This window comes from Paenibacillus sp. MMS20-IR301 (assembly GCF_032302195.1).
Taxonomy (GTDB): domain Bacteria; phylum Bacillota; class Bacilli; order Paenibacillales; family Paenibacillaceae; genus Paenibacillus_AQ.
Window position 1 is genome coordinate 6,621,291 of the sequence record NZ_CP135275.1, and the last position, 13,478, is coordinate 6,634,768.

A 13,478-nucleotide genomic window follows, 5' to 3' on the forward strand; every position below is an offset into this window, starting at 1 on the left:
GTGACCAGTTGGATAAGTTCATAAATCTGGCGGAAGACAAGCAGACGCAAATTATCGACGGCGCACTGGCAGCCTTTAGCGCAAATGGATATAAGAAGACTTCCGTAAGTGATATTGCCGCTGCTGCAGGGATCTCTAAGGCGATGGTCTTTCACTACTTTGGCACGAAAAAGGACCTGTATCTGTATTTAATTGATTTTGGCAGCGGTATTATAATTGAAGCCATCCAGGAGAAATTCGACCGGAGTATAACGGATTTCTTCGACAGAATCAGAATGGCTACAGCGATCAAGATAGCGGCGATGGAGCGGCATCCGGCGATCCTGTCCTTTTTTACCAGTGTATTCTTTGAAAGTGACAGGGAAGTGAAGCAGGAGATTAAGGCTAAGCTTGCCTCCGGGGAGGGCTTCAGGAATAAGCTTGCCCTGGAGGGGATGGACGTCTCCAAATTCAAGGATGGCGTTGACCCGAAGATGGTGATGAAGCTGCTGGTCCGCTATTCGGAGGGTTTCGTGAATGAGCTGCCTGGCACGGCGGTGATTGACCCGGCAGTGATTGCTGAGGAGTTCGAGGCGTGCATAGTGATGCTGCGGAATAATCTGTACAAAGAGGAACATCTCATTTAGGAGAGTGGCGCGATGAGCATCATTGAAATGACCAATCTTACCAAGCATTACGGGGCAGCGAGGGGAATTAAGAATGTTAATCTGTCTGTACAGGAGGGGGAAATCTTCGGTTTCATCGGGCCCAATGGTGCAGGCAAATCGACAGCCATCCGCACCCTGCTGGGACTGATCTCCCCGACCAGCGGCAGCGCCACAATCTTCGGCAAGAGCTGTACCGAGTATCCGGAAGTCCGCAAAGAGCTGGGTTATCTACCGTCCGAGGTCTTTTATTATGATCATATGCGGGTAATCGATCTGCTCAACTATTCGGCAAGCTTCTATAAGAAGGACTGCACGAAACGGATCAAGGAGCTGGCTGCAGTCATGGATCTTGATGTGAAGAAGAAGATCGACGATCTGTCGTTCGGCAATAAGAAAAAGGTGGGTATCGTACAGGGGCTGCTCCATGAGCCGAAGCTGATTATTCTGGATGAACCGACCAGCGGACTGGATCCGCTGATGCAGCAGAGGTTCTTCGAACTGATCGGAGAGGAGAACCGGAAGGGGGCTACGGTCTTCTTTTCCTCCCATATCCTCAGTGAAGTGCAGAAGATGTGCAGCCGGGTGGCCTTCATCAAGGAGGGGGAGATCATTAAGCTGGAGAAAATGAGCACGCTGCAGGAGAACAGCTATAAGCGGATCAGCATTGAGGGAGCTTCGGCAATCCGTAAAGAGGATTTCAATATCAGCGGTGTGAGCAGGCTTGAAGTGGAGGGTACGGAGGCCAAATTTATTTTCAGGGGAAATATCAATACGATTATGCAGAGAATCTCGGAGATTGAGCTGCGCAATATTGCGATAGAAGAACCCGATCTTGAGGAAATCTTCATGCACTATTATGTGAAGGAGGATTGAGCGGCTGTGAATATGTATCTGCATGAGCTGAGATCCCTCCGCAAATCGAGCATACTCTGGACCTGTGCCATGACACTGCTCGCTGCCATGTTCCTGCTCATCTACCCCAGTATGGTAAGTGATGCGGCAGACTTCAAGGAATTACTGGGCGGCTATCCTGCCTCCATACGGGCGATGCTGGGCATTAACCTGGACTACATAACCTCTATCCTCGGCTTTTATTCCATGGTCTTTGCTTATATCACACTGTGTGGAGCGATTCAGGCGATGAACCTTGGCTTGTCGATCCTGTCCAAAGAATCGCGGGAGCGCACGGCCGATTTCCTGCTGGTTAAGCCTGTCTCGCGTACGAAGATTGTTACTGCCAAGCTGCTGGCAGCCTGCACGATGATTATCCTGACCGATATTGTATTCTTCGCTGCTACTTATCTGATTGCGGGAAACGTCGCTGCTGCCGGCTATAGCCATAAGCTGTTCCTGCTGCTTAATCTGCCGCTGCTGTTTATCCAGCTGATCTTCCTGGCGGCCGGGGCGGGGATCTCCGTATTCTTCACCAAGCTGAACAATGTGCTGCCACTCTCGCTTGGCACCGTATTCGGCTTCTATATGATTGGGGCGCTGCTCGCAACGGGTGCAGAGGATGGGGCAGCACGCTATCTGTCACCGTTCAAATATTTCGACAGCATCTATATTATGGAGCATGCCGGGTACGAGCTGCCGTATTTGCTGGCTGGTGCCGTGATTACCGCTGCTGCGGTGACTGTAAGCTACAGGGTGTATATCCGCAAGGATATTCATGCGGTGTAGCCGGGAGTTGGCCGGGGATGGCTATAAGGAGGCCGGATGATGAATATATTTTGGAGAGAGATGAAGGCAAGCCGCAAGGCGCTGATCATATGGAGCGTATGTATGTTTCTGCTGGTCGCGAGCGGTATGGGCAAGTATACGGCGTATTCGGCCGGGGGAGCGGGCAATGAAGTTTTCAACCAGATGCCTGCCTCATTAAAAGCACTGCTGGGAATCGGTTCGCTGGATGTGACGGTGATGAGCGGATTCTTCGCCCTGCTGTTTCTGTATATTGAGCTAACCGCCGGCATTCATGCCGTGCTGCTGGGAAGCAGCATCATTGCCAAAGAGGAGCGGGATAAAACGGCGGAGTTCCTGATGGCCAAACCGGTGTCGCGCAGAGCGGTCATAACAGCTAAGCTGCTGGCGGCCCTGGTGAATGTTATCGTGCTCAATCTGGTTACGCTCCTGTCCTCGCTGGTTATGGTGTCTGCCTATAATAAGGGCAAAGATGTTACTGCTGAGATTGTCTGGTTCCTGCTGAGTATGCTTGTGGTCCAGCTGATTTTCCTGGCGCTCGGCGCCTTGCTGGCAGCATGTCTGAGGAACCCGAAAGCCCCGGGAGGGATTGCGGCGGCAATTCTGGTCGGCTCCTTCGTGATATCGAAGATCACTGATCTGGCAGAACAACTGAGCGTACTGAATGTGCTGGTGCCGTTTAAGTATTTCAGCTATACCCGGATTGTAGAGGGGAGCGGACTTCACCCGGGCATTATAGCGCTGTCTCTGCTGCTGGCTGCAGGGCTGACGGTGCTGACTTATTATTTCTACGGGAAGCGGGAGCTTAGCGTATAAGCTATGCTGTGAACAGAGGGCACTGATGGGGAGGGAAGGCTCCTTATCAGTGTTTTTTTGTTATTGATACAGAAGAAATATCCCTGTTTAGAAAGCAGTGGTTATTTTTAGCTGAAAAAATGGATTAGTTTAGTTGAGGCGGCATCTTTTCTCTTCAATAAATTCTATTCAGCGCATTGACTTTGGCAAAATCCGGTGTTACCATGGCCTCGTAATCTTAAAATCTGAATGTGTATAACTAAAAAAGAGTTTGTTAAGTGGAAAAGTTTAGGGGGATCATCATGAAATGGCGTAAACTATCGTACAACCGCAAGCTGTTTATTACTTTACTGCTTATTGCCAGCTTGCCAGTGCTGCTATTAGGTACCATTGCTTATAAGAAATCCTCCCGGACCCTGCAAGCCCAGACCGAACAGGATCTGCAGGTGATTGCCACCCAGCTTAATTCTGCAATCGAGAAGCAGATCAGTGACTTTGACCGGTTCAGTATTCTTCCCTACTATATGCCGGAGGCCTTCAAGCTGCTTAGCCAGCCGTACGTCCCGGAGGATGAATGGGGCTCGGCAGAGCTTAATTCGCAGAAGCAGCTGGTGCGTCTGATGAGCGCGTATCCGTCGATTAATACATCGATAAAGGGAATGGTGCTGTACGGGATGAACGGGGCAATCAGTGCTTACCGGACGAGTGCTTCCTCAACGGTCAACAGGGAGTATGATGCTTCGGGGGAGTCATGGTACAAGGCGGCTCTTGCGCAGAAGGGGGGCTTCGTGGTATCAGGGGTGCATGAGATCAGGCAGTTTGAAGGGAAACCGTTTCAGGCGGTGACCGGCGCAAGGCTGCTCCTGGACGATAACATGCGGCCGCTGGCTCTGATGGCACTGCATATCTCTCCTGATTTCATTGAGACCATCATCCGTTCCTCCCAGCTGCGCAGCAGTGTAGTGACGGTGGCCGATGCGGATAACCAGCTGGTGTACACTTCGGATACGCAGATTGCCGGATCGCTGCTGGGTCAGCTTGCCAAGGGTGAATCCCGGGGAATATGGACTACCGAAGGAACCGGAACCGAGGGAAAGGTCATCTACCGTGGTGTTATGAAGCAGAGCAAGTACCTCGGCTGGACAATTTATCTGGGCAAAAACCAGAATGAGCTGCTGCGGGACAGCCGGTCAATCCGCCAGTATACCTTCATTATTGTGGCCGTGCTGGTGATATTCGCGGCAGCCGTTGCCTGGCTGATGGCCCGCAGTCTGTCCGGCCCTATTCTGCAGCTTATCCGCTCTATGCGGAATGTAGAACAGGGGAGATTCGAAGATGTGGAGCCTTCGCTGCGCCAGGACGAAATCGGCCAGCTGCATCTGAGCTACTCCAGAATGGTGAAGCGGCTCCATGGCCTGATTGAATCCATTGCGGACAAGGAGCGGCAGAAACGTAAAGCAGAGTTGTATGCGCTTACGCTTAGGATTCAGCCTCACTTTCTGTACAATACGTTGAATTCAATCCGTATGCTGGCTATCCTGCAGCAATCCCATCAGATTGCCCGTCTCATTCATTCCCTGAACCGGCTGCTCCAGTCCTACATGAGGATTCAGGATGAGCTGCTGCCCTTGTCTGAGGAAATCGCCTTGCTGCAAACCTATGCCGAGCTGATGGATCTGCGTTATACCAACACCTTCGCCATTGAATGGGCAGTTCCGGAAGAGCTGCTGGATGCAGGAATTCCGCCGATGCTGCTGCAGCCTGTTCTGGAGAATGCCATCTTCCATGCCTCCAAGGGCCTAAACCGCAGCCTGAAGATTAAAGTTGGAGCTACACTTGCCGGACCGGGCAATCTGCTGCAGATAGAAGTCTGCGACGATGGCATCGGAATTCCGAAAGAGCAAATTACCCGGCTGCTGAATGACCGCAAGCAGGGCGGAACCTCGAGCATTGGACTTAACAATGTGAATGACAGAGTCCGTTTGCGCTTCGGTCCGGATTATGGTTTGCAGCTTCACCGGCTGCCGCAGGGAACGGCTGTAATCATTACTTTGCCTTACGATCAATTGACTCAAAGGAGCGGTGAATAACATGTGGAATCTGCTAGTCGTGGAAGATGAGTCCATCGTCCGGATGGGGCTGCGTTATATGCTGGACTGGGAAGCCTGCGGCGTGAACTGGAAGGCGGAAGCCTCAAACGGGGAAGAAGCGCTGAAGATTCTGGAGAACGGTGACATTCATATCATCATGACGGATATCCGCATACCGGGGATGAACGGGCTAGAGCTGGTTCAGCAGGTCCGCAGGAACGGGGATCATAAGACTGCGGTGATCTTCCTCAGCAGCTACGATGATTTCCCTTATGTGAAGGAAGCTATCCGGCTGGGGGCCATAGATTACCTGCATAAGCCTACGATGGATGAAGCGGAGGTTGCCGCAACCCTCCACAAAACGATTGCTCTGCTGGAGAGAAGCGCCGAAAGACCGCAGACGCTGCTGACTGAGAAGGAACGGAATGAACTGCTGGTATCGCTGCTTGATGTCTATACATTTCCTCATGACGGGAGCTATGAGAAGCTGCTGGACGAATCGTTTAAGCGGGGGCTGTGGCTGGCCGCCTTCCGGCTGCGGGATGATGCAGCAGACCAGATCGGCATTACTGCGGAAGAGGATCATATGAAGTTCATGTCGATCCGGTATCTGATTGATGAGTATGTGGCTAAGGACTGGGGCGGCCGGGTCTTCCACCGCAATCACCGGGAGATTATCTGGCTGGCTCCGGCGGAAGCCAAGGATGAGCGTAAGGTGCCTGCAGACAAGGAGCATTATCTCGACAAAATGCGTAATAAAATCTTCGAACTGTTAAATGTGTCCCTGATCTGCTCCAGCAGCCGGGTATACAGCGGGCCGGCGGAAATTCCCCAGGCCTACTTCGAGGCGGAACTTAAATTTCCGGCTCATCAGCAAAGTGACAGCCTGTATGTGCGGATGGCGAAGCAATTCGTCGACCGTTATCTCCTGGAGGATATTTCACTTCCCAAGGTGGCAGAATCGATTCCGATCAGCACCAGCTATTTAAGCCGGATATTCCTGAAAGAGGTCGGGGAGAGCTTCAGTGAATATGTCATCCGCAATAAAATCATGTATGCGCAGAAGCTGCTACGGGAAACCAACAACAAAATCTATGAGATTGCAGAGCAGCTCAGTTATACGAACCCGCATTATTTCGGGAAGCTCTTCAAAGAGCGGGTAGGGATGACTCCGCTGGAGTACCGCAACCGTTAGAGCATAAAAACATAGGAAATGACACCAGAATGAAGGATCTGAGTCCCCTCTCCGGCAGAGCGCTGAATCAGGACATGAAAGCGGATGAAATGGCAATGCAGGCCCGTATTCGGCAGCTGGCCGGGCGCGGTAGACTGAGATCAGGCAAATGAGGGATCAGTTGCTGAAAATATCCAGGGGGTTATGAACACATGAGAAAAAAATACCTGTCCGTTATGCTCACGGTTATGCTGACTGCAATGCTCCTGCTTACAGCCTGCGGTTCGAAGAACACAGCTGCTCCTGCTGCGGGTGCTGCAGATGAAGGTGAAACGACAATTTCGCTTTGGGTTCTGAACGATCAGGCCACCTATTTAACGCCCATGATTGATGCTTTCCAGCAGGCTAATCCGGGAATCCATGTCGAGGCGAGCTACTATGGAACCGATCCTTTGAAGGAATCGCTTAAGGTAGCGGCATCCTCCAAGACATTGCCGACCATGTGGTTCACCTGGGGCGGATCGCTCGGCTCCTTCTATCCCGAGAATAATCTGACGATGGATTTGACTTCCATTGCTGAGAGCCACAAATGGAGTGATATCTATAATCCGGCTGCGCTCGATCTGGTGAAATACAATGACAAAGTATCCGGTGTACCGTTCCATCTGGCTTCACTCGGCATGTTCTATCCGAAGGCGCTGTATGAGAGCCTGAACATCGCGCCGCCAACCTCGTTCGGTGAGTTTGAGCAGCAGCTGGAACAGATCAAGAGCAGCGGCGTAACCCCGTTTGCTGTCGGCGGCAAAGGCGGCTGGATGGTCATGCGTCTGACCGAGCAGCTGCTGGAGAAATATGCGGGAGCAGAGCTTCACGACAAGCTGAGCACCCTGGAAGCTTCCTGGGCTGATCCGGCTGTGGAGCAGACCTTCGCCAAACTGAAGGACTGGGCGGATAAAGGGTATTTCGAAAAAGGCTTTATCACCATTGACCCGACTGAAGCGGAAGCGCCCTTCTACCAGGCGGAACGTGCCTTTACACTCACAGGCTCCTGGGTGGATCTGAGCATCAGCCAGGCGGGCAGCAGCCCGGCCGATTTCGGAGTATTCAAATTCCCTAATGACCAGCCGGTCTCCCGGATGTCCAGCTTCGCCGAAATGTTCCAGATTAACGGCAGCAGCGAGGCCAAAGAGCAGGAAGCCGCTGTGAAGCTGGCGGAATATATGACCGGACCGGATACGGTTAACCAGTATATTAACCAATATGGATCACCGGCGCTGAAGGAGTTCGAAGGCTCAGCTGAATCTCCGCATACCGCCGAGCTGGCGCAACTGATCGGCGAAGGGAATTTCCTGATTGCTGACCAGGCGCTGCCGCAGGCTGTAGCACAGAAGCTGTTTGAAGCCCAGGATGCGGTAGTGCTGGGCGAATGGACACCGGCACAGGCTGCTCAAGAAATGCAGAAGGCCGTTGAGACCTATAAGAGCGGCCAGTAAACGGCCGGGCATCAGCCAAGGAGGCATCTTATGAAGATCAAACAGTGGAAGCCTTGGGCATTCGTCATGCCGGCGCTGCTGGCATATCTGGTGGTCATTGTAGCTCCATCCCTATATACACTCAGGTTAAGCTTCTATAACTGGAACGGAATTGCCGCAACCAGAAAGTTTGTCGGCTTGCAGAATTATCGCTATCTGCTCAGTGAGGATACCGTGTTTAGAGTGGCTCTGCGCAACAATATTATGTGGATGATCGGCTCGCTTACGGTCATTATCGGCCTCGGGCTGATGTTCGCACTGCTGCTGAACCGCAGGCTGAAGGGCCGTTCGATTTTCCGGAGTGTCTTCTATTTTCCTTATGTACTGTCGGGGATTATCGTGGCCTTAATGTGGACCTGGCTATACCATCCGAGCAAAGGCTTCTTCAATGTAGTACTGGAGCAGCTCGGGCTCGGGGCCTGGGCACATGCCTGGCTGGCTGATCCCCGTACAGCTCTGGCCGCAGTATTCGTAGCCGGTGTATGGCAGGGTGTCGGCTTGCCGATGGTCTTATTCCTGGCAGGACTGCAGACGATCCCGCGTGACTGTTATGAGGCGGCGATTATTGACGGCGCGAAGCCGCGCCAGTCCTTCAGATATATTACGGTACCGCTGCTCAGCGAGACATTCGTTATCGTCTTTGCCACAACGCTCGTCAATGCAATGAAGGTGTACGACATTATTTACGGCATGACAGCCGGAGGCCCGGCCCAGAGCACGCAGGTGCTCTCATCCTGGATGTACTATCAGACGTTCAAGCTCAACAATATCGGCGCAGGCTCGGCGATCTCCTGGGTGCTTGTCTTCATTACAATGATTGTAATTATTCCGTATGTAATCTATACCAACAAAAAATCTCATTTGTGATGATAGCTAAAGGAGATACAGACTTATGGAGGAAACGAATTATACTGCGTCTTCAAAAATAATCAATTATCTCATCCTGGCCTGCCTGGCTGTACTGTTCCTGATTCCGATCTACTTTATTGTGATGACAGCGTTGAAATCAAATGCGGATTTGGCAAAATATCCGGTATATGCTTTTCCTGAGAAACTGCAGTGGAGCAACTTCTCGCAGGCCTGGGCGAAAATGAGCATCTATATCCGTAACAGCATGTTCATTTCGGCTGTGAAGGTACCGATCGGCATCCTGCTGGAAGCACTGGCTGCATATGCGCTGACGCGGATGAATTTCAGATGGGGGAATGTGCTGTTCGGATTCTTCCTGATCGGAATGATGGTACCCTTCCAGGCTACGCTTGTGCCGCTGAATATGATGATCAACTTCTTCGGTCTGGAGAATACGTATCCCGGCGTGTTCATTATTTATATCGGCTTCGGCGTACCGTTTGGCATTATGGTGCTGCGCGGCTTCCTCCGCTCCATCCCGAAGGAGCTGGATGAATCGGCATTTATAGACGGCTGCGGCGAGCTGGGCAAATTTTTCCGGATTATTGTTCCGATTGCCATGCCGGCGATTGCCACGCTGATCATTCTGGATTTCCTGGCTACGTGGAATGAATTTCTGCTGGCGCAGATTTTCATCACGAAGGACTCTATGCAGCCTGTAACGGCGGGCTTGTTGACCTTCCAGGGGCAGCATTCCAGCAATTACACCTTACTGAGTGCAGCCGTATTATTATCGATTATACCGATTCTTGCCGTGTATCTGTTCTTCCAGAAGTATTTCGTCGCCGGCATGGCCGGAGCGGTCAAGGGCTAACTATTAAGGAGGATATTGATGATTACTGAACAGACGAAGATGGGGGCTATTCTAAAAAATGAATCCGCGAGAGCCTGCCTGGTCCGCGCATTCCCGTTCCTGGATGAGGAGAAGCATCTGCTGTTTATCTATAAGACGATGAAGCTTGGCGAGTTCCTCGATTCCAGGGTGAGGCTCGGCTTCGCTATGGAGCAGCGCGCTGTGCTTGCGGATGAGCTGCGCGGACTTCCGGAGATTGCGGAGCCTGGAGCAGGCGGTTCAGCAGACGGGCATCCGCTGCAGTACACGGCCGCTGATGCTGAAGGGAGGGTGCTGCTCTCCCCGGAATTTGCCCCGCAGTGGGAAGTATTCGAGCTTCAGCTGGAAGGACCGTCAGCCGGAAATCCGTATATAGAGGTAGAGCTTGGGGCTGTTTTCAGCAGAGCCGGTGAAGATAGAACTGTTAAGGTGGACGGCTTCTACGAAGGCAACGGTTATTACCGGGTCCGGTTCATGCCTGACAGTGAAGGGGAGTGGCATTACCGCACGTTCAGCTCCGTTAGCGGGCTGTCCAGCCATGAAGGCGATTTCTTCTGTACGGCTCCCTTGGCTGGAGTTCATGGCCCGGTCCGGGTCAGTAACACCTTCCATTTCTCGTATGCCGACGGTACCCCGTATCTTCCGGTAGGAACGACCTGCTATGTCTGGACGCATCAGGAGGAGAGTGTAGAAGAGGCGACGCTGGAGTCACTGAAGGACTCGCCGTTTAACAAAATCCGCATGTGCGTCTTTCCCAAGTCTTATCTCTATAACCGGAATGAGCCGCAGCGTTATCCGTTTGCCGGTTCCCTGGAGAGCGGCTGGGACTTCGAAGTGTTTAACCCTGATTTCTTCGAGCATCTGGAACGGCGGATTGCCGGGCTTGGCAGGCTGGGGATTGAAGCAGATCTGATTCTTATGCATCCGTATGATAAGTGGGGCTTCTCGGAGATGGACCGTGCTGCGGATGAGCGTTATCTCCGCTATATTATCGCCCGGCTGGGGGCGTTCCGTAATGTATGGTGGTCACTTGCGAACGAATATGACCTGATGTGGGCCAAGACGGATGAAGACTGGGAATATTTTGGAACGCTGGTTCAGGCGAATGATCCTTACCCGCATCTGCTGTCCAACCACAACTGTCTGGCCTTCTACGATCATGACAAGCCGTGGATCAGCCATTGCAGTCTGCAGCGGGTTGATGTCTATAAGACCTCGGAGGCCACCACGGAATGGCGGCAGCGCTGGAACAAGCCGGTTGTCATTGATGAATGCGCCTATGAAGGCGACATTGACCAGGGCTGGGGGAATATTACCGGAGAAGAGATGACCCGCCGGTTCTGGGAAGGCTTCGTCCGGGGCGGTTATGTCGGCCATGGCGAGACTTATATGAACAGCGAAGAGCTGCTGTGGTGGTCAAAGGGCGGCGAGCTGACCGGCACGAGCCCGGCAAGAATTGCCTTTCTGCGCAAGATGATTGAAGAATCCCCGGCCGGATATTGGGAGCCGCTGCCTTCGGACTGGGATCTGCCGTGTGCCGGCATTGACCAGGAGTACTATATTTATTATTTCGGCTTCAATCAGCCGCGCTTCCGGAATTTCCATTTCAAGCCGGGTGTACAATATGCAGTGGAGATCATTGATACCTGGAACATGACCATCAGCAAAGAACTGGAGCTGAAAGAGGGCAGCTTCCGGGTTGATCTGCCGGCGCGGCAGTACATGGCCGTGCGGTTCACCCGGCAATTGCCGTAGCAGACCGGGATTAGCCCTTCGGAATACTGCGGTAACGGGACGGCGAGAAGCCGGACATTTTCTTGAACAGTCTGGAGAAGTAGTAAGGATCATTAATGCCGACGGCTGCGCTGATCTCCTTAATGCTTAGCTCGGTAAGGTCAAGGAGCTGGCCGGCCCGCTGGATCTTCAGCCGCAGGAAGTATTCAATCGGCGGAACGCCGGTCTCCAGATTGAACAAATGAATCAGATGCTGCTGCGACAGCCCGACATGTCTGGCCAGCTCCGTAAGCTTGATAGAGGTATCCATGTGCTGATTCATATACTGGATCGCTTGCTCCAGGTAATTCTCCCTCTTCTTCTCCTGTGCCGACTTCATCGTATTCAGGCCGATGCCGGAGAGCAGCTGCCTTGCTGTCTGGGCAACATGAACATGGGAGGTCAGCGAATATGTCCGCTCGGCAAGCAGCTCATAGGCAGGCTGGAACCATTCGGTGAACCGGGCAATCCCGCTGGGCGGAAGGGCGAGCTGCGCTGCGGACAAGCCGAACAGGCTGACGAGCTGCGCTGCATGCTCACCCTTGAAATGAAACCAGTAGATGCTCCATGGATTTGCGGCTGCTGCACCATACCGGTGAGGAGTACCGGGAGGAATAATGATCATATCGCCTTCCCGCAGGGTCATCCGCTCATCCTGCTGCAGCTCGACCCAGCCTTCTCCCGCCGCGCAGAAAATAAAGATATGCGCCGGAGCCCCCTCCGGCCGTTCGCGGAAATGGTACTGGGCACTCGGGAAATAGCCGATATCTGTTATGTACAGAGAGGAAGTAAGGTCTTCCTTCTCCAGTTCCCTTATCCAATAATCAGGGAGCACATACAGCTTCTCCCTCATGAAGCCTTCGGGCTTCTTTGTTGTTTCTCCGGCCATTGTCTGAACCTCCTATATGTCATCCATTACAGCAGGCTGATCTCATCCTGTAATGTAATTTTGCCGCCCGAGCAAATCGCTTCATCAACCGCAAACGAGAGTCTGGCGTCAGTTAACGCCTCTGCCAGAGAATAGGACGAAATCCCTGTCCGCAGGAAGCCGGACATATTCAGCAAGGCTTGGCCAATTCCGATCTCTTCATCAGAGAGCGGGGCCGCAGGAAAGGGATTGCGGAACAGACACTGGCCTTCGGCCCGCAGCTCCCGCAGGGCAAGGCTGTCCAGGCTGCCTTCCTGTCCGCCTTGAATCCGCAGGATCTCTGCATAACCGGTCTCCTCTGCACTGAGGCGGCGGCTGATCTCATTGTCGCGGATTTCGCCGTGTGATCCGCGGATCAGGACGCGGTTCCTGCGCAGCGGCGAGAAATACTGTGAGCGGGTGAAGTCAAGCACCGCACTCTGGCCGGAGGGGAATACCATAATTGCGATATCCTGCTGCTCTGTCGTCAGGCTGTCTTCGGCTGCCCGTCCCCGGTAGGGGAAGTCCATAATGGGCAGCTCCAGCCGCCGGGCCGTGATTTCACAGGCGGTTCCATTGACAGACAGCCAGCGGCGGATCAGGCTGATGCCATGATAGCCATGGGCGACAGAGACCTGGACATGGCCGATCCTGCCAAGCTGCCCCTCCCCGATATAGGCGGTTCTCGCCTGATGATGCGGAAGCAGCGGATATTGCTCGGCTACCTGAATGAGCGAAGCGCGGGTGAGGCTGGCACGGAGCCGTTCATATTCAGCCGGTGAGGCGGCAGCAGGCGTCTCGGCCAGCACAGGAATCTGCAGGTCTGCCAGCTCCAGCAGCAGATCCGCTGCCGCCGTCTTGGACACGGCCAGCACCAGGAAATCACTGTCCGCCGCAAGCTGTCCGGCAGAGCTGTATACCTTAAGGCTCCATCTGCCGATAAGCTGCTGATATTTCGCCGGGTTACGGATTACCGCACCGCTGACCTGAAATTGCTGCGGCAGCATCTGAGCCAGCTTCAGATACATTTCTGCTCTCCATCCGCTGCCAATAAGGCCGAAACGAATAGGTTGGTTGGTGGTTGGCATACACTTATACACCCCGGTTGATTATTTATAATG

The 13,478-nt window shown here is 53.1% G+C and carries 12 protein-coding genes; 10 read left to right on the plus strand and 2 right to left on the minus strand.

Translation table 11 applies throughout. From position 1 onward, the window contains the following. Positions 1 to 8 precede the first annotated feature (8 nt). The 10 genes from LOS79_RS28560 to LOS79_RS28605 all read left to right on the plus strand — a co-directional run bounded on the left by LOS79_RS28560 (position 9) and on the right by LOS79_RS28605 (position 11,432). Positions 9 to 626, plus strand: coding sequence for a TetR/AcrR family transcriptional regulator (locus LOS79_RS28560; RefSeq protein WP_315414143.1), 618 nt, complete (start codon positions 9 to 11; stop codon positions 624 to 626). 12 nt (positions 627 to 638) lie between these two features. Further along, on the plus strand, positions 639 to 1,520 hold the full coding sequence (locus tag LOS79_RS28565) for an ABC transporter ATP-binding protein (RefSeq protein WP_315414145.1): 882 nt from the start codon (positions 639 to 641) through the stop codon (positions 1,518 to 1,520). A gap of 12 nt (positions 1,521 to 1,532) precedes the next feature. Then, the gene (locus tag LOS79_RS28570) at positions 1,533 to 2,327 is read left to right on the plus strand and encodes an ABC transporter permease subunit (RefSeq protein ID WP_315422492.1); all 795 of its coding nucleotides are present in this window, start codon (positions 1,533 to 1,535) and stop codon (positions 2,325 to 2,327) included. A gap of 36 nt (positions 2,328 to 2,363) precedes the next feature. Continuing rightward, positions 2,364 to 3,161, plus strand: coding sequence for an ABC transporter permease subunit (locus LOS79_RS28575; protein ID WP_315414146.1), 798 nt, complete (start codon positions 2,364 to 2,366; stop codon positions 3,159 to 3,161). 281 nt (positions 3,162 to 3,442) lie between these two features. Continuing rightward, positions 3,443 to 5,230: a sensor histidine kinase gene (locus LOS79_RS28580; RefSeq protein ID WP_315414148.1), complete on the plus strand. Its 1,788-nt coding sequence runs from the start codon at positions 3,443 to 3,445 to the stop codon at positions 5,228 to 5,230. A gap of 1 nt (position 5,231) precedes the next feature. Further along, entirely contained in the window at positions 5,232 to 6,425 is a 1,194-nt protein-coding gene (locus tag LOS79_RS28585) for a response regulator (RefSeq protein ID WP_315414150.1), read from the plus strand. 191 nt (positions 6,426 to 6,616) lie between these two features. Continuing rightward, on the plus strand, positions 6,617 to 7,897 hold the full coding sequence (locus LOS79_RS28590) for an ABC transporter substrate-binding protein (RefSeq protein WP_315414152.1): 1,281 nt from the start codon (positions 6,617 to 6,619) through the stop codon (positions 7,895 to 7,897). A 30-nt stretch (positions 7,898 to 7,927) separates the two neighbouring features. Further along, positions 7,928 to 8,803 carry a carbohydrate ABC transporter permease gene (locus tag LOS79_RS28595; RefSeq protein ID WP_315414154.1) on the plus strand — a complete coding sequence of 292 codons (876 nt, stop codon included), beginning with the start codon at positions 7,928 to 7,930 and terminating at the stop codon, positions 8,801 to 8,803. Between the two features lie 25 nt (positions 8,804 to 8,828). Next, the gene (locus tag LOS79_RS28600; RefSeq protein WP_315414155.1) at positions 8,829 to 9,659 is read left to right on the plus strand and encodes a carbohydrate ABC transporter permease; all 831 of its coding nucleotides are present in this window, start codon (positions 8,829 to 8,831) and stop codon (positions 9,657 to 9,659) included. Between the two features lie 18 nt (positions 9,660 to 9,677). Then, positions 9,678 to 11,432 carry a DUF5605 domain-containing protein gene (locus LOS79_RS28605; RefSeq protein WP_315414156.1) on the plus strand — a complete coding sequence of 585 codons (1,755 nt, stop codon included), beginning with the start codon at positions 9,678 to 9,680 and terminating at the stop codon, positions 11,430 to 11,432. Positions 11,433 to 11,442: 10 nt separating this feature from the next. Here the strand turns inward: LOS79_RS28605 and LOS79_RS28610 are convergent, their stop codons facing one another. Further along, positions 11,443 to 12,339, minus strand: coding sequence for an AraC family transcriptional regulator (locus tag LOS79_RS28610; protein WP_315414158.1), 897 nt, complete (start codon positions 12,337 to 12,339; stop codon positions 11,443 to 11,445). Between the two features lie 26 nt (positions 12,340 to 12,365). Further along, positions 12,366 to 13,445, minus strand: a complete 1,080-nt coding sequence (locus LOS79_RS28615) for a Gfo/Idh/MocA family protein (protein ID WP_315414160.1) — start codon at positions 13,443 to 13,445, stop codon at positions 12,366 to 12,368. Positions 13,446 to 13,478: the final 33 nt, after the last annotated feature.